The organism is Pontibacter sp. JAM-7 (genome assembly GCF_048548695.2).
Lineage (GTDB): Bacteria > Pseudomonadota > Gammaproteobacteria > Pseudomonadales > Balneatricaceae > Neptuniibacter.
In genome coordinates, this window is record NZ_JBLYIF020000002.1 from 307,964 (window position 1) to 334,639 (window position 26,676).

Sequence of the window (26,676 nt, forward strand, 5' to 3'; positions counted from 1 at the left end):
TATTGACCTGACTATTTTTCTGGCAATGCACAAACCGTCGAGCCACAAGCTTAGTGCTCCTAGAAATTTGATTCCCATTACCTAAGACAAAATGGCGAAGTTTCTATGACCACAAAATCGGTAGATGTCCTACTTATTGGCGCTGGAGCCATGAGTACCACCCTCGGTGTACTGCTTAAACAACTGGATCCCTCACTGACCATCAGCATGGTTGAGCGACTTGATCACGTTGCCAAAGAAAGCACAGACGGCATGAACAATGCTGGCACCGGCCATGCCGCTTACTGCGAATTAAACTACACCCCTGAAATGCCAGATGGTTCCATCAATACCGCGAAAGCGTTTGCCATCAATTCAGCATTTGAGGTGAGTCTGCAGTTCTGGTCTTATCTGGTTGAACAAGGCGCTTTGCCAGAGCCAAGCCATTTCATCAACCCGGTGCCTCACGAAAGTTTTGTCTGGGGTGAAAAAAACGTCGAATTTCTGCGCAAACGTTTCGCGGCGTTAAGTCAGCACCCACAGTTTGAGCACATGGAATACAGTGAAGATCATGCCGTCCTGAAAGAGTGGATGCCATTGATCATGGTCGACCGTGATCCCAGTGAGAAACTTGCTGCAACCCGTATTCAATTTGGTTCCGATGTCAATTTTGGCGCCTTGGCCCGAAACATGGTCCAGCACCTGCAGCAACATGATAACTTTGAGTTACTCCTGAGCCGTACCGTGACCGACCTGGACAAGCAGGCAGATGGTAGCTGGAAAGTTTCCCTGAAGCATGCCAACGGCGATAAAGAGCAGTACAACACTAAATTTGTCTTCTTGGGTGCTGGTGGCGGCGCATTACCCCTGCTGCAACTTTCCGAAGTTGAAGAAGGTGAAGGTTATGGTGGATTCCCGGTCAGCGGCCAGTGGTTAGTCTGCAAAAAACCAGAAATCGTTAGTCAGCACTTGGCCAAGGTATATGGCGCAGCGCCTATCGGTGCACCGCCGATGTCTGTACCTCACTTAGATACCCGGATTATTGACGGCAAACAAGCGCTGTTATTCGGCCCATTTGCCGGTTTCACTACCAAGTTCCTCAAAGAGGGCTCCATGCTTGATATGCCTAAGAGCATCACGCTTGGCAACCTCAAACCCATGCTCTCCGTCGGCATGAGCAACATGGACCTGACGCGTTATCTAATCAGCGAAGTCATGCAGTCACATTCTGACCGTGTTGACGCCCTGCGCAACTTCTACCCTCAAGCTAAAGATGAAGACTGGGAGCTGTCCTACGCTGGACAGCGTGTACAGATCATCAAAAAAGATGCAGAAGGTAAAGGTAAGCTGGAATTCGGTACCGAGGTAATTTCCTCTGCTGACGGTTCGCTCGCAGCACTGCTGGGGGCATCCCCCGGTGCCTCTACTGCAGTGCCTACCATGATCAATGTCATCGAACGCTGCTTTAAGGAAAACCTCGGTTCTGATCAATGGCAAAACAAGCTGAAAGAGATGATCCCCTCCTATGGCCATGACCTTTCTAAAGAACATGACCTGATGTACAGCATCCGTGAGCGCACCCTGACAACGCTCAAGCTGTATGACGGTGACTTATCAGTCACTGCCAAGCCCAGGGCTGCAGCAAGCTAAACCAAAAGCCGGCGCAAGCCGGCTTTTTTAGATACTATCCTTTGATAGTACCAACCGGGAGATTGTTATGGAGTGTCGCCAAGGCTGCGGTGCTTGCTGTATTGCACTCAGTATTTCCAGCCTGAACAAACCTGCCGGAGTCACCTGCGATCACCTGACTGCCGAGATGCGCTGTGCCATTTTCAATCAACCTGAACGCCCCCAAGTCTGTGATGCCTTCCAGGCACTGCAGGAACACTGCGGCGAAAGCCGGAGCCAAGCACTCATACTGCTGACTCAACTGGAAGCCGACACCCTGCCCTGAAGTGCAGTCACGGCAAATTACAGGCACAAAAAAAGGCAGGGTATACACTCTGCCTTTTTACATACTCAACCGGATAGATATCCGGTGGCATCAATTACACCTTAACGATGTTCTCAGCCTGAGGACCTTTCTGACCCTGAGTGATGTTGAATTCAACTTTCTGGCCTTCAGCCAGGGATTTGAAGCCATCACCCTGGATAGCGCTGAAATGCGCAAATACGTCAGGACCATTTTCCTGAGCGATGAAGCCAAAACCTTTCTCGTCGTTGAACCACTTAACGGTACCAGTTGCCATAGTTGTTACACCCTATTTGATACATGAGTAATTTGTTCATTCCCAGTCGGATTAGCAACTGAGGCCGAACGTTAAAGCAGAGAAGATATGGAATTACTTATGATCAGTAGGACGAACTACAGGGCAGTTACGTTGATCCATAATGCAAGCCGTATTCTTTTCTAGCACGGTTGATCATAGCGTGCTTCTGGGACAAATCAATGACATTTTGCATAGGTTTATAACGTTTTATGACCTTAAGCATTAGACCTTAGTATAATACATCGATAATTTGACTATTTTCAGACCAAACGCACTATCATGGTGCCTATTTCCACCAGCAAATCAGCCAGTTCGACTCTTTCCTCTCCTGCGCCCAACCCATGACCTTTCCTGACGCCAAAACTCCTTTGCCAGGATGCATCTGATCATACCAATACCTGGCATTGAACCCGTTGAATCAAGGTAGAGAATGTTGTGGACCAACAACCCACTGCCTCAGGCGACCCATGATAAAAGCTAATACATTCACGGATCAAAATGACAGGGTTATGTACTCCGGCCCCAGAACCGTTAAACTGGCGCACCCAGCCACTAAGTAGGGCAGACGACTTCTGAGTACACGCAACGAATATCGCGCCATCATCGCTCTGGCCTGGCCGGTTTTTCTCGCCCAACTGGCGCAAACCGCTATCGGTTTTGTCGATACCATCATGGCCGGTCACTACAGCACCTTTGATCTGGCAGCCGTCGCCCTCGGTTCAGGTATCTGGCTGCCGATATTCCTCTCCTGCCAAGGCATTTTGATGGCAACAACGCCACTCGTGGCGCATTTAGTCGGAGCCAGCCAGCTTCAGGCCACTCGTATGCCATTGCAGATCGGCCTGCTACTGGCATTAGTGTTAAGTGTGATTGCCGTTTATCTTTTACAAAACAGTGATCTGCTATTACAGGCAATGGCCATTAAGCCAGAACTGGCGCAACGGACGCATCAATACCTGACAGCGATAAGTTGGGGCTTTCCCGCCTTGTTTATCTATCAATTATTACGCTGCTATATAGAAGGTTTCGGTAAAACCCGCCCCGCCATGTTGATTGCAGCCTTAGCTCTGCTCTGCAATATTCCGCTAAATTATGTCTTGATCTACGGTGAGCTAGGTTTTCCCGCGTTGGGTGCAGAAGGTTGCGGCTGGGCCAGCAATATAATTATGTGGGTTATGCTGTTCAGCATGCTGTTTTATCTACTGCGGCACTCACTGTTTAACCAGCTACACCTCTTCAGCCAGTGGCAGAAACCTCGCATAGACACTTTCTGGCCTTTTCTACGACTGGGTTTACCCATTGGGGTAGCATTGCTTATTGAAGTCAGCATGTTCACGTTGATTGGCCTATTACTCGCGGACCTGGGTGAAACTCAGGTCGGGGCACACCAAATCACCATCAGTTTTACTGGGCTTATTTTCATGTTGCCGCTGAGCCTGTCTATGGCCATGACCATTCGGGTTGGCCACCAGCTGGGGCGGAAAAACCTCGCCGCCGCATCATTCACCGCCCGCTGCGGGCTACAGCTTTCACTGATGATTGCTGCGTCAGCTGCATGTTTAATCTGGCTTTTCCGCCACGATATCGCCGGGCTGTACACCGACGATCCGCAGCTACTGCAGATCAGCGCCACACTGCTTTTGGTGGCAGTGATATTTCAGTTCCCCGATGCGCTCCAGATCACCACGTCAGGCATTCTACGTGGTTATAAAGACACCTCTGTGCCGCTGGTACTGGTATTTTTAGCTTATTGGTGTCTAGGTTTACCTTTGGGCTACCTATTAGCAAAAACCGACTTACTGGTCGAACCAATGGGCGCTTTGGGATTCTGGTACGGTTTACTGGGGGGGCTTACATGCGGCGCTATACTATTGTTAGCACGTTACTCAATTCTGCGCAGACGATATGTGGCATAAATTTTTCAGCCTTTTGCTGCTTCTTACCTTGGCCGGCTGTGATCGCAGCGGCCCAGAGGCACTGCTGAATAATTACAGCGAGCGGGTCAGCCGAGTATTGGAGGTTGAGAGTCCACCATTGGCTTTATCTTCTGTGCCAGCATTTCCACCGCGCCGTTCAAGAATTCTACCGACGGAGTCCCTGCGTGAAGGTTTACTGGATGTTCTGCAATTAAAACAATGCGGCATGCTAACCCTGATTGCAGAGCGCAATAGTTCCCTGGGTAAGGTCTACACCCCTGCCAGCCGTTTACTTTATGAGCTGCGTTTTTATCAACAAATACACCAATGCTATACAACTCTGCAGCAGGCCTCAGCACCAGACCCGGAGCTACTGCTGCAAGTCAGTCACATTGTTGCGGTCAAGCAGCGTAATCTGTCGCTAGAACTGTGGAACGGTTTGTACACTGCCGCCGAAATGGAACAGCATTTTGCACGTAACGCCGCGCCCCTGAAGATAGGGGCACCGCCTTTACCTGCCGCCGCCCTTGCTACGATCCAAGTCACGGTACAGCGGACTCTAGCTGGCAAACCATTGAACGAAATAACGCTAGAACAGTTGACCAATAGCTTTGCCGCGCTACACGCGTCAGATGCCGGTGCTTCACTGCTGCAAAGCCTGAAGCTATTGACGGCATATTTACAACAGGTAAGTGAGAGCATTGAACAACGCCTTAAGGACAAGCCTATGTGCCTGCAAGGCAGACCAACACCTCAGGCAGATATTCTGCACAATGTATTTCGCAAATATTATGCTGGCGACGTACAGCCGTACATGGCGCTGGTACAACGCCAAGGCGAGCCCTGGTTCAATCTGCATCAGATCATTTTATCGGCCTTTGCTGAGCAAGGGCAGTTGCCTGCAGCCATGCACCAGTATCAACAGCGCCTGACTGCACTGTGGCAGCAATACATCCAAGCTCGCAACAATCATACCCAGAGCTGGCAAAAGATTCTGCGTCAATGCGGCCTAATGCCCAGCAATAATTCTTAAACCGGTACCAGCTGCAAATTCCCCTGTTCAGCCTTAGTGGGTGTAATCTGCAACTGAGCACCGACCAATAGCTCACCACTACGATACTTTTCAACCAATTGGTCCGCCGGCATAGGTTTAGCCAACAAAAACCCCTGAAACAACTGACAACCGCGACTTTGCAAATAGAGCAGTTGTGACGAATTCTCTACCCCTTCAACCACCAGTGTTTTTTGCAGACTGCATCCCATCTGAATAATCGAATCCAAAATACGGGTATCTTTATTCACCGTAATATCGCGTATAAATGAGCGATCTATTTTCAGTACCTCGGCCGGAAAACGCTGCAAGTAAGCCAATGATGAATAACCGGTACCGAAATCATCAATAGCAATCGAAAAACCCTGCTGACAGAGTGTGTCCAAGACCTCTGCGCCAGCATCCATCTGCCGCATTAGAGCCGATTCAGTAATTTCCAGTTGAAACAGATCCGGGGAGACCCCATGCATTCGCGTCGCCCGCCGCAACCGCTCAGGAAAGGCAGCATCACGTAATTGTCGACTGGAAATGTTTACCGCAACCGGAATAGCCAATCCCATTTCCAACCAGACAACCTGCTGCCGACACGCTTCATGCATCACCCAAAAGCCAAGTTTATCAATCAAAGAACTTTGTTCCGCTACGGGAATAAACTCTCCAGGCGACACAACACCTAGCTCAGGGCTATGCCAACGTAACAGCGCCTCTGCCTTAACCATTTCACAGTGCGTATTAAAGATAGGCTGGTAATGCAGCGTAAGCTCACCCTGTTCAATGGCATGCCACAGCAGGCTCTCCATTTTCAGGTTTTTTGCCGCCTCCTGACCCAGTGTTTCACAGTAATATCCGATCCGGTTTTCACCCGGAGTAACGCTGCGCAGGGCAATACCCGCGGCATTATTCAATGAGGAAAAATCCACGGCATGATCAGGATAGCGAGCGACCCCAAGGCTCACCGAGATAAAGACACTCAGCTCGTCCAACTTAATCGGTTGCTGGACCCGGCGGATAATTTCCCGCAATAAGCCTTGGGTATACTCTTCACTGGCCGGGCAGAGGACAATAAATTCATCCCGACCAGATCGACCGATAGCATCCTGAGCCGAACAGGCATCCTGTAAGCGCAACCTTAGATGCTGCAGCACCTCCTGTGCAGCAGCCCAACTCTGAGTTTGCTGTATTCTAGAAAAGCGATTTATATTCAATAAGATAAGATTGAATTCATCGGCTTGCTGGAGGCGTTGCTGAAACAAAATATCCAAGCGTTTATGTTCTGCAGCCAATGACAACGCATCGCCTGACATCAAATTGGCAGAAGTCGGCTCAGCCAGTTCACCGTACACACCGAGATAATGTGTCGCCACCCCCTGATCATTCAGGATTTCACTAACCGTCAAGCGATGGCGGAATTTCTGTCCATCACGGCCACAACTCCAGACTTTGCCTGACCAGTGGCCGCAGTCCCGTATCTGTTGCCACAGCGACGGGTAAAAATTTTCACTGTTATCGGTGCTACGCAGCAAAGTCAGACTGCGCGATAACACATCCGCGGCACTGTAACCGGTCAATTGACTAAAGCACCGATTTACCGCACAGATATTCAAATCAAGATCAACAATTACCGCACCATCTTCAATATCGTTGATGTGGCGACACAGGCGTTCAAAGTTGGGATTAAGTCGCTTCTCGGTCAACGGCATTAAGCGAATGATATAACCATTACCCGCAGCGTCTTTCTGCCTTAACGGTTGCCCCTGTAACAGAAATTCCAGTTTGCCGAGGGTGACAGGCAGCGAAATAAATCTCCGCTGCTGGAACGCCTCCATCAACTCTCGATAGTGAACCGGCTGCAAAACGGCGTACATAATTTCTAACGGCTGCGGTGTACCGGTAGGCCAACCAAGCAGTTGATGAATAAAGCTATTGCATACCATCTCTCCCTGTTCATTACACAGCAGCACACCCTGTACCTGATTATTCAGAAGACTGAGATCGATGGACTTTTTATGAGTTTGCGCTTTACGCCGCTGAGCTAGGCGTACTTGTCGACAGGCATACCAAATAAGCCACAACGATACACCGGCAACTATCAACAGGAGAATAAGGTTAAGACTGTGGGCAAGCAATTGAGGCAGCAGGTTCATCGCGCCGTCGCCCTGCTGGCTTCACAACAAGTTTGGTGATAAGCATGAACACACATGACAGACTCCCCCGCCAGCATAACAGCAGCAAGCACTGACGGTGAGCAATGCAAAGACATTGCTGGGTAGGTATCAAAACTGAATAACATAAAGCTCCAAAAAGAATATGTAATTTCCTACGACGACAAAACACCGGCCGCATCCGTGCAGATGCAACAACGATCATTTATACCCCGCACACATATCCATTTTAGGTGCTGGCTCTATTCAAACGGAAATATTGCTGCAACGCAACATATTAAGTGAGGATTTTTTACAACCTAGATCGAGAGGCTGCCCGAAGGGAAAACCCTACGGGCAGTTTTGGGAAGCATGAAAAGATTAGAAAAAAAATTACTTACGGCCAACCAACATTTCCAGCTTGTTCTGCAGCCGCTCGTCCTGTTCTTTCTTTTTACGCTGGACTTGACGGTTTTTGTTAATCTCTTTCAACTTATCGCGGGCATGTTCAGACTCAGGCTGGGTAACAACTCCAGCGGCTTCACCACTCAAGTCAATACGCTCTGCCCCTTCACGCAACGACCGGTAGTAACTTAAGGACCGCACATAGCTGGCCAAAGCACGTTTAATTTTGTTTTTGGCAATCTTCCCCTCAGCCACTAAATCTTCCTGAATGCCGATTTTAAGCGGTCGTACATTCTGGCGATCAAATGTCTTGGGGTATGCATCAATCAGTAACTGCAGAGCCGCCATGTTTGCTGCACGATTCTTAGATTTAGCTTTGGTACTGTTTTTTACTTCATCATTCACTGTTTCAGCCTCATTGCGGGTCCCCGATTCACGGCTCCGGGCGACGCTCTCTGCCTGGCCCAATCGCGTTTCAAGATCTTGCACTAATGTTTCAGTTACCGCCCAGAGGCGATCTATCTCAGCCAACATATCAAGCTGTCGGCCCTTTGCGGATAAAATACCCAAAAACTAGCTCTTCTACATACTGATCAACCAGTTCATGGCCCAGAAAAGTACAAAACTTAGGCACATCACGCTGAGTTGAAGGATCAGTTGCCATTAGGTGCAACAGCTCTCCGGTCTGCAGTGTATCCATGCGCCCATGCAATAACATGACAGGCTCAGGACAATAAAGCCCACGGGCATCCAGAATATGATCGGTGTTCAATTTATTCACTGTCTAACTTATCCTCTGGTTGGCATTCTCTCAAATTCATTGGCTGAGAAAAAGTTCTTTCCAAAGCAATAAGTTGAAACTCGCATTCAGCATAAAAATCGTCCATGCTTGGAATAACAGTGGCCGATCCTAGCATAAGGAGAATAACGATGATCCGAGTCCTGATTGAGCGCCATATTGCAGAAGAGCTAATCATGCACTACGACCGTGCGGCCCAAGCCACCCTGCAACTTGCGATGCAGTCCCCAGGGTTTATCTCTGGCGAAGTCCTGCGCAACGTATCAGACCCCAACCATCGCATAATCATTGCTACTTACCGAACCCTGCAGGACTGGCAACGCTGGAGCAGTTCTGATGTTCGCAAAGAGATGATGGAGCAACTAACCCCGATGATGGAAACAGAAGAGAAAGTCACCATCTTCGAGCACTGATAAACACCCGACAACCGCAGATCCTGAAAAACGGAGCCCACCGCTCCGTTTAGCTATAACCGTCTCAGGTGGCAGGTTATCTCTTCCCGGTCATGATACAGATGACGAGCGCTTAGCTGATATTTCACCCCTGCCGCACCTAAACTGTCTGCAATCAGATCAAGGCACTGGCGGGTCTCCTGATAGCGCTGTTTCATTGGCAGTTTCAGGTTAAAAATCATCTCCTGACACCAGCCATTCACCAACCAATCAACTGCAAGCTGCGCGGTTCGCACCGGCTTTTCCACCACGTCACATACCATCCACTGAACTGGCTTATCAGGCACAAAACGGTAAGCGTCTTCCTGTACATGCTCAACCTGACCCGAGGCCATTAAATCAGGATGCATCGGACCATTATCAACTGCGGTGACAAACATATTGCGTTTAACCAGCTGCCAGGTCCAGCCACCCGGGGCTGCGCCCAAATCCACCGCCGTAACACCAAATGCGAGACGCTCATCCCATTGTTTAGCCGGCACAAACCAATGCCAGGCTTCTTCAAGCTTTAACGTCGAGCGACTGGGTGCATCGTGCGGGAACTTAAGCCGTAAAATACCACATGACCAACCCGAACCATTACGGCGGGGTATATAACCCAGATACATCCGCTGCCCTGACAGGACAAATAACGACAGCCGTGCCTGGGCATCTTTCTGTAAGCGCCCCTGACGCCGCAAGGGCTGCGCCAACGCTGAGCCAAATTTACGTGCAAAAGCGGCTAACTCCCTGCCCTCGCCCGTATCGGGATATTCCACAACCAATTCAGTACATACGGGACAGGTTTCCAGTAGCGGCAATAGCTGTGCAATGCGATCAGCAGGATCTAGTTCAAGACAGGGGCCAGACACCGCCCACTGACGAATAAAGATCAACGAGCGAAACGCCAGTGCTTCGATCAACTTCTCCGCAGCACCTGGTTCCGGCAAGATATAGTTCAGATAGCCGCTGTCTGCTGCCAGGCTACAATAACCATAAAACCCCAGCTCACCTGCGCGATCCGTTATTTCAGCGGCGGCTTCTTTTTCAAAACCCGCGCGACACTGCAAAATTAATCGATCAAAAAAACTCACACATATTCTCCAAGCCATCGCATACAACAAGCAATATGCTGCTCCTGACTGTAACCTGATGCTTTTCTCGGTTTTAAATCATGATTACCATCAGTTAGCCAGTGCAGCTTAACTGTTGCAGGCAGCTCATAACTTTCCGCTTCCTGCCGCGACCCCATCGGATCCCGCTCACCCTGAAAAATATGCAGCTGCTTTGCCAGTGTCTGCAAATGGTTGATACGCAACTGCTGCTTCCCCGCTGCATGAAACGGGTAGCCAAAGACAAAACCAGCATCAGCCGGTGAGTCTTCAAGCAACATGCTGGCAATACGGCCACCCATGGACTTTCCTGCCAAAAACAGGGGCGTGCCGGGTTGGTGATACTGATCAATAACCGCTCTGAAGGCGTCGATCAATACCGGCAAACGATCAGGGGGACGACGGCGCCCCTCTTCACGCATCCGCTGCATATAGGGAAACTCAAACCGGACAACCTGCAAACCAATATCAACCATGCCCGCCGCAACAGCGTCCATAAAAGGGCTGTCTATGCCGACTCCGGCACCATGCGCCAACAGCACTCTTCCTTTGTCGGGGACACCGTCAACTCGCATTATCGGATTCTGCCTGTCTTTTAAAAGGCCGGCATTATACGGCAAAGCCTACCGATTGCCGCATCGAATCGGATAATCAGTGCCTGATCAGTACCTTTAGACATAGGTCGGGCTTTTCTGGGCTTTTGATATATATCAACTAAACTCGGAAAACTGACTTTTAACTGCGGCGCAAAAAAGGCCAAAAAACATGCCGATTTTATGCGACTAATGTTTCATAAAATCCCTTTTTTAGTACATAAAAAAACTATCATATCTTTATAAATCAACAACCTGAAAAACAGATCAAAAAACAACCAAATTGAATGTGTTTTGGCCATGCATGTAACACGGATGCGACAATTTGCCTCAGGTAGTCGGGTAATTGCATTGAAAACGCGGGGCTATTCCAAGATAATTGCCCGCGAAATTCCATTTTCCCAAAAGCTTGTTGATGAGAGCCTGACATGAGCACAGCAACTGAACCAACCACCTACAACTACAAAGTGGTGCGCCAGTTCGCCATCATGACAGTGGTATGGGGTATCGTCGGTATGGCCGTCGGTGTCCTGATCGCTGCTCAGCTGGTTTGGCCTGCACTGAACTTTGACACTCCGTGGCTGACCTTTGGTCGTCTGCGTCCACTGCACACTAACGCAGTTATCTTTGCATTCGGCGGATGCGCCCTGTTTGCAACATCCTACTATGTGGTACAGCGTACCTGTCAGCGTCGTTTGATATCTGACGGTCTGGCGGCTTTCACATTCTGGGGCTGGCAGGCTGTCATTCTGGCGGCAGCAATTACATTGCCACTGGGCTACACCTCTTCCAAAGAGTATGCCGAGCTGGAATGGCCAATTGATATTCTGATCACCTTGGTATGGGTAACTTACGCGATTGTCTTCCTCGGTACAGTGAAGATGCGTAAAACCTCTCATATTTATGTGGGCAACTGGTTCTACATGGCCTTCATCATTACGGTTGCAGTACTGCACATCGTCAACAGTGCCGCCCTGCCAGTAAGCTTCATGAAGTCTTACTCAGTGTATCCTGGTACCGTCGATGCCATGGTTCAGTGGTGGTATGGTCATAATGCGGTAGGTTTCTTCCTGACTGCAGGCTTCCTGGGCATGATGTACTACTTCGTCCCAAAACAGGCTGAACGTCCAATCTACTCTTACCGTCTGTCTATCGTACATTTCTGGGCCCTGATCGCGACTTACATTTGGGCGGGTGGTCACCATCTGCACTACACCGCACTGCCTGACTGGACTCAGTCTGTAGCAATGGTGATGTCACTGATCCTGCTGGCACCCTCCTGGGGTGGCATGATCAACGGCATGATGACGCTGTCCGGTGCTTGGCACAAACTGCGTACTGACCCGGTTCTGCGTTTTCTGGTGGTCTCTCTGTCCTTCTACGGCATGTCCACTTTCGAAGGCCCAATGATGTCCATTAAGACTGTAAACGCCCTGTCTCACTACACTGACTGGACAATTGGTCACGTACATGCGGGTGCACTCGGCTGGGTAGCAATGATCTCCATCGGTGCGATATACCACATGATTCCTCGCCTGTTTGGTAAGGCTCAGATGTACTCTGTTAGCCTGATCAATACCCACTTCTGGCTGGCGACTGTTGGTACTGTTCTGTACATCTGTGCGATGTGGGTGAACGGCATTCTGCAGGGGCTGATGTGGCGTGCTGTAAACGAAGACGGCACCCTGACTTACAGCTTTGTTGAAGCGCTGGAAGCCTCTCACCCAGGCTACTTTGTACGCTGGTTGGGTGGTGTATTCTTCCTGACAGGTATGGTTCTGATGGCTTACAACACCTGGCAGACCGTGCGTAAAGGCAGCACAGCGCCAGCTGCTGAAGCCGCGCCACAGACAGCTTAAGGTCGATAGGAGTCAACTAACATGATCAAACATGAAACGATAGAAAAGAATATCGGCCTCATGATCCTGCTGATCATCATCACGATCAGTGGTGGTGGCCTGGCTGAAATCGTGCCGCTGTTCTTCCAGTCATCCACTACCAAGCCAATCGAAGGCTTGCGTACGTACTCTGCACTGGAATTTGAAGGCCGTGATATTTACATCCGTGAAGGTTGTAACAACTGCCACTCTCAGATGATTCGTCCATTCCGTGCCGAAACCGAGCGTTATGGTCACTTTTCAACTGCTGACGAGTTTGTCTGGGAACATCCGTTCTTGTGGGGCTCCAAGCGTACCGGTCCGGACCTGGCTCGCGTAGGCGGCCGTTACTCTGACGACTGGCACCGGGCGCACCTGTACAACCCGCGTGACGTAGTACCGGAATCGAAGATGCCATCTTACCCTTGGCTGTTCGAAGACAAGTTATCCGGTAAAGACACCGCGAAAAAGCTGGAAGTACAGCGCGCAATGGGCGTACCGTTCTCTGATGAACAGATTGCCGGTGCTCAGGATATGGTTCAGGGCAAGTATGAGATCGATGCTCTGGTGGCGTACCTGCAGGCGTTGGGTAAAACCCACTCTGTGTACAACAACAAGCGGTAATTAACGCGTGAATTACGAAGTTTACGGTCCTTACATGCCGGTGATCATGATGGTGGTCTTCTTCGCCCTGTTCGCCTGGGTTCTGCACCCGAAGAACAAGTCGAAGTATGACGATGCGGCCAATATGCCGCTTAACGAGCCTGATGATGAGCCAGGTAATGAGGCCAGTAACGGGAGAATTGAAAAATGAGTGCTTTCTGGAGCGCGTGGGTATCCGTCATTACCCTGGCAGTTATCCTGGGTTGTACCTGGTTACTGTTTGCGACTCGTAAGAGTCAGAAATTTAACGACACTACCGAAGAAAAAGTAGGTCATGCCTTTGATGGCATCGAGGAATATGACAATCCACTGCCTCAGTGGTGGTTCAAAATGTTCCTGGGTACCGTGATCTTTGGTCTGGGCTATCTGGTTCTTTACCCAGGGCTGGGTAGTTTTCAGGGCCTGTTGGGCTGGTCTTCACACGGTCAGTGGGAAGAAGAGATGCAGCATGCAGAAGAAGTGTATAAGCCTGTTTTCGCAAAATACGCTGCCCTGTCTGTAGAAGAACTGCAGAATCCTGACAATGAAAAGGGCCTGAAAATGGGCCAGCGCATGTTTGCAAACAACTGCTCTGTTTGTCATGGTTCCGCCGGTACTGGCGCCTATGGCTTCCCTAACCTGACCGATAACGACTGGCTGTACGGCGGCGCACCTGCCACCATTAAAGCCACTATCGTTAACGGCCGTACAGGCGGCATGCCACCTTGGGGCTCTGTATTGGGTGAAGAAGGTGTACGTGATGTTGCCAGCTATGTACTGAGCCTCAGTGGCCAGGAAGCTGACAAAGAGTCTGCGGCACGTGGCCAGGGCCAGTTCCAGGCACTGTGTACTGCTTGCCATGGCACTGACGGCAAGGGTGTACAGATGCTGGGCGCACCTAACCTGACCGACGATATCTGGTTGTATGGCGGCACTTTCGAGAAAGTCGCTCACTCCATCCGAAATGGTCGTGCTGGTATGATGCCTGCTCACAAAGACCTGCTGAGCAATGAAAAGATCCATCTGATCACTGCTTACGTTTATAGCCTATCCAATAAATAACCGGGTATGCTAAAAAGAAAGGCGATATGATCTAGGTCATGTCGCCTTTTTTATTTCCGCGTTAGTATAATATGCGCAATATCTAATGAACCTGATGATTTATTAGTCCCCGTTTTTTCTTTTGCCTACAGAAGAACGCTTATGAACCAGATCCCGGTGCAGAACATTACTCCAAAACCGCCTAAAAAAGACTCGGTCGAGCATTTTGACCTCTATGCCAAACGTGAGCATATCTATGTCAAAAATTACACTGGGCTTTTTAAGAAGTTTCGTCAGCTATCCAGCTTTCTGATGTTACTGATGTTTTTTGGCTTCTCCTGGATTAGCTGGGACGGCCGTCAGGCTGTGCTCTTTGACCTGCCTAACCGTCAGTTCCATGTCTTTGGTATGACCTTCTGGCCACAGGATTTTATGCTGCTCTCGTGGTTGTTGATCATTCTGGCCTTTGCCCTGTTCTTCTTTACGGTATTTGCCGGCAGGCTGTGGTGCGGTTATGCCTGCCCCCAGTTTGTCTGGACTTGGGTCTACATTTGGATAGAAAAGTTTGCTGAAGGTGATCGTAACCAGCGCATGCGCATGGATAAGCAGCCCTGGAGTGGCGAAAAACTTTTGCGCAAAAGCGTCAAACATACCCTGTGGTTGCTGTTTTCAGTGGCAACAGCCATCGCCTTTGTGGGTTATTTTTCACCAATACAAGAGTTGATTCCTGATATTTTCAGTTGGAACCTGGGCCCCTGGGAAACCTGGTGGCTGGCATTTTTCGCGGTAGCTACCTACGGCAATGCTGGATGGCTCCGTGAACAGGTCTGTATTTATATGTGTCCTTACGCCCGCTTCCAGTCAGTGATGTTCGACCAGGACACCCTGATCATCTCCTATGATGAAACCCGGGGTGAAACTCGCGGTAAACGCAAAAAGAATGCGGATTATAAAGCACAGGGGCTGGGTGACTGCATTGACTGCGGCAACTGTGTACATGTCTGCCCTGTTGGTATCGATATTCGTGATGGTCTGCAATACGAATGTGTCGCCTGCGGCGCATGTATAGATGCCTGCGACGATATTATGGAGCGCATGGGCTACCCTAAAGGACTGGTACGCTACACCACCGAACATCAATTAAATGGCAATAAGACCCATATCTTCCGTCCTCGACTCATCGGTTATTTCGCCGTGCTCTGTGCCATGTTTATTGCTTTTGGTTATACCTTGTATAGCAGGGTACCTCTGGAAGTCGATATTCTGCGGGACCGCAGCCACCTGTTTGTTGAAACCCCGGCAGGCATGATCGAAAACGTTTATACCCTCAAGCTGGCGAATAAAGAGCAGGTGAATCACCGTTACACTATCGCTGTCTCTGGCCTGGAGGGCCTTGAACTGATCGGCAAGTCAGAAGTCCTGATCTCCGCAGGGGAATTGCTTGACCTACCGGTGCGGCTAGACATCGACCCTCGGTATTTGGAAACCGCAAATACGAAAATAATGTTTACTGTCACAGCTGTTGATGAGCCTGACATCAGCATTACAGAAGAGAGTCGCTTTATTGGCCCAGCACCGGCACGTTAAGGCGATTGCAATACACTGACAAAAATCGGTTAGAATAGCTGCCCGGTACCGTAACCACGGTTACCCGGCAGCTTTTTATATATGGTATAGCTATGAACGAACAAACACCCCCTGCTCCTTGGTACAAACAGCCCTGGCTCTGGTTTATCCTGGCCCCACTGATCGCCGTATTTATCTACGGTACGACCTTTCTATACCTTTCCATTGTGACCATGGACGGCGTGGTAAAAGATGACTATTACAAGGTGGCGCGTAACCATCTGCTAGACCCCAGCCGAATCGAAGCTGCACATACCATGGGCATCAGTGGTGACCTGTTATTGGATAATATGACCGGGGACCTGATGCTACATTTCAAAACTAATCAGGACACTCCACCTGACACTCTGCAGCTCAGCATCGTGCATCCAACGCATCAAAAGTATGATCAAAGTATTACCCTGAGGCGGGTACCCAGCAGTATGGCCTACACTGGCAGCCTGCAGGCTGCCCTCAAGGGCAAGCGCTACCTGGTCTTGGAGCCAGAAAGCCAGCTATGGCGACTGCGGGCCGAGGTACTTCCTCCTTATGACCAGAATACCATTGAGCTAAGAGCCGACAACTGAGTCTATGACTGCAACTTCTCCGGTGGTGCCAGCAGCACAGGGTCAGGCTGGCTGCTTTCATTGCGGCCTGCCTGTTCCAGCCGGTGTTGATTACAGCGCCATGATTCAGGGCCAGCCACGGGCCATGTGCTGCCCCGGCTGTCAGGCTGTAGCTGAAACCATCGCCGCCAGCGGCCTTGAAAACTATTATAAACACCGGACCGGTCCCGCCGATGCCCCGGAGATTAGCACCCGCGAACTAAAAACCGATTTTCTCAAGGAGCTCGCGCTATACGACAACCCTGACTTACAACGTGAGTTTGTGGTTGCAAGCGATGAGAAACGCGAAGCCACCATGGTAATTGAGGGTATCACCTGCGCGGCATGTATCTGGCTGCTGGAGCACCATCTCAGCAAACTAGATGGAATACTTCAGGTGCAGGTTAATCTAACCAATCATCGCGCGATAATCCGTTGGGACTCATCACAACAGCAACTCAGCCAAATCATGGCGGAAATTTATCGCATCGGCTATCAAGCCCACCCCTATCAGGCCGACCGCGAAGAGCAGCGACTGGCGTTAGAGCAGAAAAAGGCGCTACGGCGACTCGGTGTTGCCGGTATTGGCATGATGCAAACCATGATGCTGGCCATCGCCCTTTATGGCGGTGCGCTGCAAGGCATGGAAGCACAGTATGAAAGCTTCATGCGTTGGATCAGCCTGATATTTGCAACGCCTGTCGTTTTGTATTCCGCGCAATCGTTTTTTCAGGCCTCGTTACGGGATCTGAAAACCCGACATTTGACCATGGATGTACCCGTTTCCATCGCGATTGGCGGTGCTTATCTAGCCAGTGTCTGGGCGACCATTACCGCCAGCGGTGAAATTTATTTCGACTCTGTCACTATGTTCACGCTGTTCTTGCTTACCGGGCGCTTCCTGGAAATGAAAGCCAGACACCGATCAGGTCGTGCTGGTAACGCCCTGCTCAATCTGATTCCCAATAGCGCCATCCAGCTTATTGACGGTACCGAGCGACTGATTCCCGCAGGTGACCTGCGCCCCGGCATGCAAATACTGGTCAAGCCCGGCCAAACCATCCCCGCTGATGGTGAGATTATTGCTGGCCAAAGCTCGGTTGATGAATCCGCGCTAACCGGAGAGTATCTGCCAGTTGCCAAGCAGATTGGTGAACCCGTGGTTGGCGGTACCATGAATGTGGAGAATCCACTCACCGTAAAAATCACCAATACCGGTAATGATACTCAGCTATCCGCCATCGTACGCCTGCTGGAGCGGGCACAGGCAGACAAACCGACAGTGGCCAAAATCGCTGACAAGGTAGCCAGCTACTTTGTCGCAATAGTGTTGATAACCGCATCGGTGGTCGGTATTAGCTGGTGGTTGCTAGACCCTGCCAATGCATTCTGGATTACCCTATCAGTCTTGGTTGTCACCTGCCCTTGTGCGCTATCATTGGCGACTCCCACAGCCCTGACTGCCGCTACCGCCACCCTGCGTGAACATGGCTTACTGATCACCCGTGGTCATGTACTGGAAGCACTGGCCGCAGCTGACGATATTGTATTCGACAAGACCGGTACCTTGACTGCAGGCAAGCTGACCCTGCAGCAGATCATCCCTTTGGCGAACATTAGCGCCGCACAATGTACCCAGCTGGCTGCGGCGCTTGAACGCCACAGCGAACACCCTATCGCCCATGCTTTTCAGGAAAACAACCCTGAGTTAACCGCAACTGACATTGAAGTCAGTCTGGGGCTGGGGCTACAGGGACGTATCGATACCACCGTGTTACGCATCGGCAAACCAGAATATGCCCTGGAAATTTGCCCGACACAATCGGTCACACCACCGACAGACAGTGGTCTATGGTTACTGCTCTGTGATGAGCACTCTCCCCTGGCCTGGTTTCACCTGAATGATCATCTACGACCCGAAGCAAGTACCGCAATCCAAGCCTTGCAACAACTTGGGCTCAGTTGTCACCTGCTGACAGGCGACAGCTCCAGCGCAGTCAATGAAACCGTCACCGCATTACGCCTGGATTACTGTATGTCAGGCGCCAGTCCTGAGCAGAAACTGCAGTATGTCAATCAACTTCAGGCACAGGGAAAGCGCGTAATCATGGTGGGTGACGGCATCAACGACATTCCTGTTCTGGCGGGCTCGCAAACATCGATAGCCATGGGCAGCGCAACCGATCTGGCCAAAACCAGTGCTGATGCAGTGCTGGTAAATCATGATCTGACTCGTCTGGCGGACGGCATTCGGCTGGCACGCAAGTCGCGCCGTATTATCCAGCAAAATCTGGCCTGGTCACTGTGTTATAACCTGACCGCACTGCCCCTGGCAGCATTTGGCTTCATTGCCCCATATATGGCAGCTTTGGGCATGTCACTCAGCTCATTAGTCGTGGTCAGCAACGCATTAAGACTTGGCCGTATACCTAAAAACAAGGCTGCTGCCAGCGGCAAAATCAGGTAAACTATAGACCCATATTTATTAGGGCTATCTAGTGCCAACGCCATGGATATTATCTACCTGCTGATACCAATTGCTGTGATCCTTGCCGGATGCGGGGTATGGGCATTCTTCTGGAGCGTAAACAGTGGCCAGTACGATGACCTGGACTCTCCCGCCCACCGTATTCTCTTCGACGATGATGAAGACCTGATTCCGCAGGACGCGAAACCGCCTCGGAAACCCAATGACTGAAGCATTGGCCTTGCCAACGGCATTTATACTCGGATTATTAGGCGGCACCCATTGTCTCGGCATGTGTGGTGGCATTGCTAGTTCGGTAGCACTGCAGGCACCCGCGGGGAAACGTGGCCTAGGCTTATTGCTTGGTTACAATGGAGGCAGGGTTTTAAGCTACAGTCTCGCCGGCGCCTTGTTCGGCAGTTTCGGTTGGTTGCTGAGTAATTTAGAGTTACAACTTGCCCTTCGTTCTCTGGCAGGCCTGATGCTGGTAGCCATGGGCCTGTACATCGGTCAGTGGTGGCTAGGTCTTACCCGGCTGGAAAGCGCCGGCGGGCTAATATGGCAACGCTTACGTCCTATTGCCGGGCGCCTGCTACCCGCGCGCAATATCGGTCAGGCATTTGTGCTAGGCAGTGTCTGGGGCTGGTTGCCCTGCGGACTGGTATACAGCACCCTGCTCTGGGCCGCCGCCGCCGCAGACTGGCGTAGCAGCGCACTGCTGATGGCCGGATTTGGCCTTGGCACCCTGCCGGTGATGTTGTTAACCGGCTTGTTCGCCCAGCAGGTCAAACAACTGCTACAGCAACAATTAACCCGGCAACTGGCCGGACTGACAATCATCGCCATGGGGCTATTCAGCCTGCCCTGGCGGGGCCTAATTGATTACCTGCAGCAGATCTGACACCGATCACTGCACAGACTTGAGGGTATACTCCGTGGACAACAACCTGATCAAATGGGATTTAGAGCTAATTAAACGCTACGACCTTTCCGGGCCGCGTTACACCTCCTACCCGACCGCCGTTCAATTTGATCCAGATCTGTCTGCAACCGATCTTGTACAAGTCGCACAAACGACCCTGGATAAGACCGCACCCTTGTCACTCTATGTCCACATTCCGTTTTGTGAGCATGTTTGTTATTACTGCGCCTGCAATAAAGTCATCACCCGTAACCGCAATAAAGCCCAGCCCTACCTGGATACCGTTTATCGTGAAATGGCAAAACTATCAGAGTGGTACAGTAATAACCGCCAGGTAAACCAACTGCACTGGGGCGGCGGTACTCCTACCTTTATCAGCCACGACCAGATGCGTGAACTGATGGGGCAGATGCGCCAGCACTTCAACCTGCTGGATGATGACAGTGGTGACTACTCGATTGAAATTGATCCGCGGGAAGCGTCCGTAGAAACCATCAAAGTACTGCGGGACATTGGCTTTAATCGCATTAGCCTGGGTTTGCAGGATATAGACCCTGAGGTACAACAGGCCGTCAACCGTGTCCAAAGTGTTGAACAGACCGCGCTGATTCTGGAAGCTGCTCGTGCTGAAGGCTTCCGCTCCCTTAACCTGGATCTGATTTATGGACTGCCATTTCAAAGTCTGGAAGGCTTCCAACGGACTCTGGACACAGTCATTGAGATGAACCCGGACCGGTTATCGGTATTCAACTACGCGCACCTGCCGGATAGATTCCGCTCGCAGAAGCATATTGACGCGGCCACCCTGCCCAGCCCGGATACAAAACTGGCGATTCTGGAAAGCACCATTAATACCCTGTTGCAGGCCGGCTACGTGTATATCGGTATGGACCATTTCGCCAAACCAGACGATGAGCTAGCCATTGCTCAGCGCGAAGGACACCTGCACCGAAACTTTCAGGGCTACACCACCCATGCAGATTGCGATCTGGTGGCCATGGGCGTTTCCGCCATCAGCCAGATCGGTTCAGTTTATTACCAGAACCAGCACGAGATCGCCGCGTATACAAAAGCAGTTGAATCCGAACAGCATGCTATCAAGCGTGGCGTGCAACTAAACGCCGATGACCACCTGCGGCGTCGGGTGATCACCCAGTTGATCTGCCACTTTGAGCTGGATAAACGCCAAATTGAAACCGAATTTGGTATTCAGTTTGACCAATATTTTACCGATGCTTTAAGTGAACTGGCGCAGTTTACTGATGACGGACTGGTAGAATTAAGCAGTGAACACATTAAAGTGACGCCTGCGGGCCGGCTGTTAATTCGCCGCATCTGCATGAGCTTTGACGCCTATATACCTAAGTCTGAGACCCTGCAAAGATTCTCCCGGATCATCTGATCACGGCTTTTCAGCGTCAATATATTAGGTGATAATCAAGTTTCTATTACTAACAGGATGGGACAATGGCGGATCATAACTCGACTGAGGGTAAATTACGCAGCCTCCACCAGGTAACTTGCCAAACCTGTAGTCTGAGTAGTTTGTGCCTGCCAGTCTCGCTCAATATGACCGAGATGGAACGGCTGGACAACATCATCGATAAAAGTAAGCCGTTAAAGAAAGGTGACCACCTGTTTACCCAGGGAACGCCTTTTACCTCCATCTATGCGATTCGTGCCGGTTCGGTAAAAACCTATACCCTGACGAATGAAGGTGAAGAGCAGATCACCGGTTTTTTCTTTCCCGGTGAGCTGGTAGGCATGAGCGGTTTCGACTGCAATGAATACCCGGTAGCAGCCAAGATACTGGAAACCACCACGGTATGTGAAATTCCCTTTGAGCGACTGGATGACCTGGCCGGACAACTGCCGGAACTGCGCCGCCAGATGCTACGCAGCATGAGCAAAGAGATCCGCGAAGAGCAGCAGATGATGCTGTTACTCTCGAAGAAGAATGCCGATGAGCGTATCGCCACCTTTTTGATTAAGTTATCTCAGCGCTTCAAACAGCGGGGTTATTCAGAAACCAGCTTCCGCCTGTCTATGTCCCGCAATGAAATTGGTAACTACCTCGGTTTGGCCGTTGAAACCGTCAGCCGTATCTTTACCCGCTTTCAGAAAAGTGGACTGTTGGGTGTTGAGGGTAAGGAAGTACAGCTCACTGACCTCGACCAGCTGTACCAGCTTTCTGGTGAATGTCCCAGCACAGTCGACCCTACCGAACAGCGTAAAACCGACTGTTCCTGATTACTATCTCCGCAGGGATGCCCATGAATCTGCTCAGCTTGCAGCCTTGCCCCTGCGCCCAGCTTTTATAACAAGGAGAACCCGATGTCCTATGACGAGTGTTATGTCAAATCCGTAATCCGCACCATTCCTGATTGGCCAGAGCCAGAGGTACAATTTCGGGACATCACACCAATTTTTAAAGACCCAAAAGCCCTGCGCATGGTGTCTGATGCATTTATACAACGCTATATCGACAGTGACATCACCCATATTGCCAGCATTGATGCCCGCGGCTTCCTGATCAGTTCCATCATGGCCTACCACCTTAATCTGCCGTTGGTGCTGGTACGTAAGAAAGGCAAACTGCCGGGCGAGACCATCCATCAGGAATACGCGCTGGAATATGGCAGCGCCGCCGTAGAGATGCAGCTTGATGCGGTCGGCCCTGGCGATAAGGTACTGATATTTGATGACTTAATCGCCACAGGCGGCACAATCCTCGCGGCCTGCACTCTGGTAAAACAGCTTGGTGCTACGGTCAGCGAAGCGGCAGCCCTGATCGACTTGCCAGACCTGCAAGGCTCAACCCTGATTCAGGAATCCGGTATTCCGGTACATACCCTGATCGCTTATGAAGGCCTGTAAGCCGGTTTAAGGATTGACCCACGATAGGGGCATGACTGACACTGCTCTAGCCGTGGGTTGTCATGCCAACTGGTTCATTATCCGGCGAACCGGACTAGGCACGCATTTAATATTTTCTTCTGATGGCATCGCATTGTTTTGGAGTCAGTTTATGCTTGGCGCGGTCGAATACATGATCTCATTGATAGAACCCTGAATATGTATTACTTAGGTTCCCTACTTTGCGTCCTTTTCCTGCTGAGCGGGCATGTGCAGGCAGATATTCCTCTCGCTCATGACCTGATGCCGCCGAAAATCACTGATGACAGCCCGGCCCAGCAGCAGAGAGTCATTCTACTGCTGGTGTCCCAACCAGATTGTATCTATTGTATTCAGCTCAGCAATGACCTGTTACAACCCATGCAACGCAATACGGGTTATACCAACCGTACCCGGTTTTTACGTATCGAGATTAATACCCAGCAGCAATTTACCGACTTCGACGGTAACAGCATCACGGCCAATGCATTTGCTAAACGCTATGCCATCAGTATGACCCCAAGCCTACTGTTACTTGACCCGACTGGGCAGCAACTGTCTGAACCTCTGATTGGTTACACTACACCGGAATTATATGGTTTTTATCTGGACCAGGCGTTACAGCAAAGCTGGCAGCAGCTTGAATCCTCCGATCGGTAATACGATTTACCGCTCCCCGTAGATAAAACTTTGTTAAGATGCCCGGCCTCAATGCATGGAGCTTTTATGTGGTTTAAAAATGTGATTTTTTATCGGTTGCAGGACGGGTTTAACCTGCCTCTGGCAGATCTGCAGGACAAGCTGGCGGAGCAGGCCTTCAGTCCCTGTCGCTCTCAAGAGATAAGCCGTTACGGCTGGGTATCACCCTGCAACGAGCTAGACAATGAACTGGCGCATAACGTTCAGGGCTTTATCATGATTGCAGCCCGTAAAGAGGAGAAGATCCTACCTGCTGGCGTGATTAAAGAAGCATTGCAGGAGCGTGTTGCCAAGATTGAACAGGAACGTAAAGTCTTCAAAAAGGAGAAGGATCAGCTCAAGGATGAAATCATTCTTGACCTGCTACCCCGCGCCTTCAGTCGCCACCAACAGACCTTTGCACTTATCGCACCGCAGCAGGGTTGGATCGCGGTGGACTCTTCAAGTACAGCTCGTGCCGAAGCTCTGCTTAGCCACCTTCGTGGCAGCCTGGGATCGTTGCCGGTAACCCGGTTGGATGTACAGCACTCACCCTCTGCCGTTCTGTCAGACTGGTTATCTGAACCCACCTCACAGCCCGCCGCTTTTACCACTTTGGATGAGTGCGAACTGCGCGATAGCGTGACCGAAGGTGGCGTTATTCGCATCAAGGGTCAGCAGCTGGAAGATTCAGAATTTATTGCCCACCTGGAAGCGGGCAAACGCGTCGTTAAGCTGGCATTGGAGTGGGACCAGCAACTGCGCTTTTTGTTGCAGGATGATCTGGCTATAAAACGCCTGAAACTCAGCGAGCAGCTGCAAGAGCAGATGGCTACAGAATCTTCTGATGATGCTATCGCCCAGTATGATGCCGATATGGTACAGATGGGATTAGAATTTAATCGCCTGTTACCTGAATTACTTGCGGTATTTGGTGGTGAATTACAGCGTCAGTAAGCTGACTAGACCATAAAAAACGCGGCCCTTCAGCCGCGTTTTTTATGGTAATAACACTCAGTCTATTCAGGCATTCAGCGTGACCAGCAGATCCTGTTCAAACTCTTCGGGGTTGGCACGCAGGCCAAGCTCACGACATTGATTACGGAAGCGTGCCTCCCGGGCTCGGGTTTCCGAATAACCAAAGTCGTTACCCTCGAGTTTCTGCAGCTGCAATACCCCCTGGAAATAAAATGCAATAACCGTGGCAGCAGTCTGATCACCTTGCGCCAGATTAGCTTCCCAGTGATGTAGTTTATTCTGAATTTTCAGGGTCTGGCGTTTCAAACGCCAGGCATACCGGATTTCATCCAAAGAGGCATGGCCGGAGACCAGGGTAAATAACCCTGCGGTTAATGCCAAACCAATCAGAACGCCGGTCAGATTAACCCAGGTATTTGAGCCTTCGGGGTTGCCGAAGTAAGTCCGTAGCATGGTGCTAAACACCATTGCCAGTATAAAGAAGATGACACAGAGGCAGAGCGCCAGCTTCCGTTGCTTTTGCTTATATAGCGTCTTATCAATTTCTCGCAATGTCATAGCATAAACCTGATCGTCAGATATTATTTTGATTATTGTGCAGTTGTCGCATGACAATTATGTACGGTGTACACTCTGCGCCTTCCAGACAAACAGCGAATCGACCTTATCATATGTACTCGGTAAAAGAGATATTTTTCAGCTTGCAGGGCGAAGGCGCACAAGCAGGGCGCGCCGCCATTTTCTGCCGTTTTACCGGGTGTAACCTATGGTCTGGCCGAGAACAAGATCGAGCCAAAGCGGTGTGTGATTTTTGTGATACCGACTTTATCGGTACCAACGGTCAGAACGGTGGTCAGTTTACGTCTGCAGATGAGCTGGTTCAGCACTTGCTGGCATTCTGGCCAGAGTCTGACCAACCAGCGTACTTAATTTTTACCGGGGGCGAGCCAGCCTTGCAGTTAGATCAGGCGTTAGTGGACAGCTGCCACCAAGCAGGCTGTCTGGTAGCGATCGAAACCAATGGAACCCGTCCTCTGCCGAATGGCATTGACTGGATCTGTGTCAGCCCAAAAGCAGATACCGAGCTGGTGATCAGCCAAGGTGATGAACTCAAGTTAGTTTATCCGCAACCTTTAGCGCCGCCTGAGCGGTTTGCAGTAATGACTTTTGCACATTTTTATCTGCAGCCAATGGACAGTCCACTGCGGGCCATGCATACCAAAGAGGCTCTGGATTATTGCCTGCAACACCCTAAGTGGAAACTCAGTCTGCAACAGCACAAGATTTTACATATCGACTAAGCACTGGCCCAACGTAACCCCAAACGGTTACGCCAGATAATCAGCAACAGTGCCGGCAGGTTCATTAACACCCCATAAAACAGTGCAACTGCTGCCATCTCGGTATTTTGCAAAATCCCTGCGGTCAATAACAGAGCAATGGCCGCATTCTGGATGCCCACCTCAATCGACAACGTCACGGCACTTTGCTGACTCCTGCCCTGACATTTCGCTATTAGCCACCCCAGCAACATGGCCAGTACCAGCAAACTGAGCAGAACCCAAAGCAGGTCAGGTATCAAACCAAGCAACTGCTGACCATTTTGCTTCACCAGCCCAACCACCACCAGCACCATAAACAGCACCGTAATCAGTTTTACAGCGAAGGCCGAACGCAGGCAAAAATCTGGATAGAAGTGCCGCAAAGCGCTCCCCAGCAGTGCAGGTAGCAGCGACACCAGTGCCAGCTTGGCCATAGTCTGCAACACTGGGAAATCAAAATCTGAACCGTCTCCCAGCCAGAAATCAATTGCCATGGCACTGAATAATGGCAGCGATATGGGCGTGATAATGCCAGCCATCGCGGTCAGGCAGATAGACAGCGCAGTATCACCTCTGGCGAGATAGGTAATCATATTTGAAGTGGCGCCACCCGGTGCCAGCGTTAGAATCATCAACCCGCATGCCAGCAGTGGCGGTAACTGAAACAGCCATATGACCAAACCACCCAATATGGGTAAGCCAATTAACTGCAACAGCACACCGGTGAGCAACAATCGGGGTTGCTGCAGGGTTTGCCGGAAAGCATGCAACTCCACCGACATTCCCACCCCCAGCATGATACAAAACAACGCCAGAGGCAGGATAACTGGAATTAAGCTGGTTGCGCTCATCATCCCTCTCTCAACATGAATTTATTCAGATAAAATTAAGCAAAGTCAGCGTTGGCGGTGTCTCGCGCGTTGTACCCACACAGGCTGTGGATAACA

At 50.6% G+C, this 26,676-nt stretch carries 30 protein-coding genes; 21 read left to right on the plus strand and 9 right to left on the minus strand.

The genetic code is table 11. The features are described 5' to 3' along the window. Positions 1-105: 105 nt before the first annotated feature. Together mqo and ACFVYJ_RS03850 are read left to right on the plus strand one after the other, a co-directional pair. Positions 106-1,629, plus strand: a complete 1,524-nt coding sequence (gene mqo / locus ACFVYJ_RS03845; protein WP_419413626.1) for a malate dehydrogenase (quinone) — start codon at positions 106-108, stop codon at positions 1,627-1,629. 67 nt (positions 1,630-1,696) lie between these two features. Further along, on the plus strand, positions 1,697-1,933 hold the full coding sequence (locus ACFVYJ_RS03850; protein ID WP_419413625.1) for a YkgJ family cysteine cluster protein: 237 nt from the start codon (positions 1,697-1,699) through the stop codon (positions 1,931-1,933). Positions 1,934-2,027: 94 nt separating this feature from the next. Here the strand turns inward: ACFVYJ_RS03850 and ACFVYJ_RS03855 are convergent, their stop codons facing one another. After that, positions 2,028-2,228 (minus strand): cold-shock protein, encoded by a 201-nt coding sequence (locus ACFVYJ_RS03855; protein WP_419413624.1) that lies wholly within the window; start codon positions 2,226-2,228, stop codon positions 2,028-2,030. Positions 2,229-2,635: 407 nt separating this feature from the next. Further along, on the minus strand, positions 2,636-2,932 hold the full coding sequence (locus ACFVYJ_RS03860) for a hypothetical protein (RefSeq protein WP_419413623.1): 297 nt from the start codon (positions 2,930-2,932) through the stop codon (positions 2,636-2,638). On the opposite strand from ACFVYJ_RS03860, the gene ACFVYJ_RS03865 reads away from it, so the two are divergent. Together ACFVYJ_RS03865 and ACFVYJ_RS03870 are read left to right on the plus strand one after the other, a co-directional pair. Further along, entirely contained in the window at positions 2,921-4,165 is a 1,245-nt protein-coding gene (locus tag ACFVYJ_RS03865) for an MATE family efflux transporter (protein ID WP_419413622.1), read from the plus strand. The two genes, ACFVYJ_RS03860 and ACFVYJ_RS03865, sit on opposite strands and share 12 nt — an antisense overlap. After that, positions 4,155-5,198 (plus strand): DUF3080 family protein, encoded by a 1,044-nt coding sequence (locus ACFVYJ_RS03870; RefSeq protein ID WP_419413621.1) that lies wholly within the window; start codon positions 4,155-4,157, stop codon positions 5,196-5,198. Before ACFVYJ_RS03865 ends, ACFVYJ_RS03870 begins: the two co-directional genes overlap by 11 nt. On the opposite strand, the gene ACFVYJ_RS03875 is transcribed toward ACFVYJ_RS03870, so the two are convergent. From ACFVYJ_RS03875 to tusA, 3 genes are all read right to left on the minus strand, one after another. Further along, entirely contained in the window at positions 5,195-7,360 is a 2,166-nt protein-coding gene (locus ACFVYJ_RS03875; protein WP_419413620.1) for a putative bifunctional diguanylate cyclase/phosphodiesterase, read from the minus strand. The genes ACFVYJ_RS03870 and ACFVYJ_RS03875 overlap by 4 nt on opposite strands. Positions 7,361-7,750: 390 nt before the next feature. After that, on the minus strand, positions 7,751-8,251 hold the full coding sequence (locus ACFVYJ_RS03880; RefSeq protein ID WP_419413619.1) for a ProQ/FINO family protein: 501 nt from the start codon (positions 8,249-8,251) through the stop codon (positions 7,751-7,753). A 46-nt stretch (positions 8,252-8,297) separates the two neighbouring features. After that, the gene (gene tusA, locus ACFVYJ_RS03885; protein WP_419413618.1) at positions 8,298-8,543 is read right to left on the minus strand and encodes a sulfurtransferase TusA; all 246 of its coding nucleotides are present in this window, start codon (positions 8,541-8,543) and stop codon (positions 8,298-8,300) included. A 149-nt stretch (positions 8,544-8,692) separates the two neighbouring features. Between tusA and ACFVYJ_RS03890 the strand changes: the two genes are divergently transcribed. After that, positions 8,693-8,974, plus strand: a complete 282-nt coding sequence (locus ACFVYJ_RS03890) for an antibiotic biosynthesis monooxygenase family protein (RefSeq protein ID WP_419413617.1) — start codon at positions 8,693-8,695, stop codon at positions 8,972-8,974. Between the two features lie 53 nt (positions 8,975-9,027). On the opposite strand, the gene rlmM is transcribed toward ACFVYJ_RS03890, so the two are convergent. Both rlmM and ACFVYJ_RS03900 read right to left on the minus strand, forming a co-directional pair. Beyond that, positions 9,028-10,086, minus strand: coding sequence for a 23S rRNA (cytidine(2498)-2'-O)-methyltransferase RlmM (gene rlmM / locus ACFVYJ_RS03895; RefSeq protein ID WP_419413616.1), 1,059 nt, complete (start codon positions 10,084-10,086; stop codon positions 9,028-9,030). Beyond that, on the minus strand, positions 10,083-10,679 hold the full coding sequence (locus ACFVYJ_RS03900; protein WP_419413615.1) for an alpha/beta family hydrolase: 597 nt from the start codon (positions 10,677-10,679) through the stop codon (positions 10,083-10,085). Before ACFVYJ_RS03900 ends, rlmM begins: the two co-directional genes overlap by 4 nt. Before the next feature lie 446 nt (positions 10,680-11,125). On the opposite strand from ACFVYJ_RS03900, the gene ccoN reads away from it, so the two are divergent. From ccoN to rdgC, 15 genes are all read left to right on the plus strand, one after another. Next, the gene (gene ccoN, locus ACFVYJ_RS03905) at positions 11,126-12,556 is read left to right on the plus strand and encodes a cytochrome-c oxidase, cbb3-type subunit I (protein WP_419413614.1); all 1,431 of its coding nucleotides are present in this window, start codon (positions 11,126-11,128) and stop codon (positions 12,554-12,556) included. 21 nt (positions 12,557-12,577) lie between these two features. Then, the gene (ccoO, locus tag ACFVYJ_RS03910) at positions 12,578-13,198 is read left to right on the plus strand and encodes a cytochrome-c oxidase, cbb3-type subunit II (protein WP_463254920.1); all 621 of its coding nucleotides are present in this window, start codon (positions 12,578-12,580) and stop codon (positions 13,196-13,198) included. Positions 13,199-13,205: 7 nt separating this feature from the next. After that, positions 13,206-13,388, plus strand: coding sequence for a cbb3-type cytochrome oxidase subunit 3 (locus ACFVYJ_RS03915; RefSeq protein ID WP_419413613.1), 183 nt, complete (start codon positions 13,206-13,208; stop codon positions 13,386-13,388). Further along, positions 13,385-14,278: a cytochrome-c oxidase, cbb3-type subunit III gene (gene ccoP / locus ACFVYJ_RS03920; RefSeq protein ID WP_419413612.1), complete on the plus strand. Its 894-nt coding sequence runs from the start codon at positions 13,385-13,387 to the stop codon at positions 14,276-14,278. The genes ACFVYJ_RS03915 and ccoP overlap by 4 nt, the downstream gene beginning before the upstream one ends. 141 nt (positions 14,279-14,419) lie before the next feature. Then, positions 14,420-15,844: a cytochrome c oxidase accessory protein CcoG gene (gene ccoG / locus ACFVYJ_RS03925; protein ID WP_419413611.1), complete on the plus strand. Its 1,425-nt coding sequence runs from the start codon at positions 14,420-14,422 to the stop codon at positions 15,842-15,844. A gap of 92 nt (positions 15,845-15,936) precedes the next feature. Next, complete coding sequence (locus ACFVYJ_RS03930) at positions 15,937-16,449, plus strand: FixH family protein (RefSeq protein WP_419413610.1); 513 nt, start codon at positions 15,937-15,939, stop codon at positions 16,447-16,449. A gap of 4 nt (positions 16,450-16,453) precedes the next feature. After that, positions 16,454-18,934: a heavy metal translocating P-type ATPase gene (locus tag ACFVYJ_RS03935; RefSeq protein ID WP_419413609.1), complete on the plus strand. Its 2,481-nt coding sequence runs from the start codon at positions 16,454-16,456 to the stop codon at positions 18,932-18,934. A gap of 42 nt (positions 18,935-18,976) precedes the next feature. Beyond that, positions 18,977-19,165 carry a cbb3-type cytochrome oxidase assembly protein CcoS gene (gene ccoS / locus ACFVYJ_RS03940; RefSeq protein WP_419413608.1) on the plus strand — a complete coding sequence of 63 codons (189 nt, stop codon included), beginning with the start codon at positions 18,977-18,979 and terminating at the stop codon, positions 19,163-19,165. Further along, positions 19,158-19,835: a sulfite exporter TauE/SafE family protein gene (locus ACFVYJ_RS03945; RefSeq protein ID WP_419413607.1), complete on the plus strand. Its 678-nt coding sequence runs from the start codon at positions 19,158-19,160 to the stop codon at positions 19,833-19,835. The genes ccoS and ACFVYJ_RS03945 overlap by 8 nt, the downstream gene beginning before the upstream one ends. A gap of 34 nt (positions 19,836-19,869) precedes the next feature. Then, positions 19,870-21,258 carry an oxygen-independent coproporphyrinogen III oxidase gene (gene hemN / locus ACFVYJ_RS03950; protein ID WP_419413606.1) on the plus strand — a complete coding sequence of 463 codons (1,389 nt, stop codon included), beginning with the start codon at positions 19,870-19,872 and terminating at the stop codon, positions 21,256-21,258. Positions 21,259-21,323: 65 nt separating this feature from the next. Then, positions 21,324-22,106, plus strand: a complete 783-nt coding sequence (fnr, locus tag ACFVYJ_RS03955; RefSeq protein ID WP_419413605.1) for a fumarate/nitrate reduction transcriptional regulator Fnr — start codon at positions 21,324-21,326, stop codon at positions 22,104-22,106. 84 nt (positions 22,107-22,190) lie between these two features. Continuing rightward, the gene (locus tag ACFVYJ_RS03960) at positions 22,191-22,733 is read left to right on the plus strand and encodes an adenine phosphoribosyltransferase (protein ID WP_419413604.1); all 543 of its coding nucleotides are present in this window, start codon (positions 22,191-22,193) and stop codon (positions 22,731-22,733) included. A 31-nt stretch (positions 22,734-22,764) separates the two neighbouring features. After that, positions 22,765-22,929 (plus strand): hypothetical protein, encoded by a 165-nt coding sequence (locus tag ACFVYJ_RS03965; protein ID WP_463254924.1) that lies wholly within the window; start codon positions 22,765-22,767, stop codon positions 22,927-22,929. Positions 22,930-22,931: 2 nt separating this feature from the next. Then, a complete protein-coding gene (locus ACFVYJ_RS03970; protein WP_419413603.1) occupies positions 22,932-23,411 on the plus strand; it encodes a thioredoxin fold domain-containing protein in 480 nt (159 codons plus the stop codon). Between the two features lie 66 nt (positions 23,412-23,477). Further along, on the plus strand, positions 23,478-24,386 hold the full coding sequence (gene rdgC / locus ACFVYJ_RS03975) for a recombination-associated protein RdgC (protein ID WP_419413602.1): 909 nt from the start codon (positions 23,478-23,480) through the stop codon (positions 24,384-24,386). Positions 24,387-24,452: 66 nt separating this feature from the next. Here the strand turns inward: rdgC and ACFVYJ_RS03980 are convergent, their stop codons facing one another. Next, complete coding sequence (locus ACFVYJ_RS03980; protein ID WP_419413601.1) at positions 24,453-24,965, minus strand: DUF3087 family protein; 513 nt, start codon at positions 24,963-24,965, stop codon at positions 24,453-24,455. Positions 24,966-25,015: 50 nt separating this feature from the next. On the opposite strand from ACFVYJ_RS03980, the gene queE reads away from it, so the two are divergent. Next, a complete protein-coding gene (gene queE / locus ACFVYJ_RS03985) occupies positions 25,016-25,708 on the plus strand; it encodes a 7-carboxy-7-deazaguanine synthase (RefSeq protein ID WP_419413600.1) in 693 nt (230 codons plus the stop codon). On the opposite strand, the gene ACFVYJ_RS03990 is transcribed toward queE, so the two are convergent. Continuing rightward, positions 25,705-26,583 carry a bile acid:sodium symporter family protein gene (locus tag ACFVYJ_RS03990; protein ID WP_419413599.1) on the minus strand — a complete coding sequence of 293 codons (879 nt, stop codon included), beginning with the start codon at positions 26,581-26,583 and terminating at the stop codon, positions 25,705-25,707. The two genes, queE and ACFVYJ_RS03990, sit on opposite strands and share 4 nt — an antisense overlap. Between the last annotated feature and the right edge of the window lie 93 nt (positions 26,584-26,676).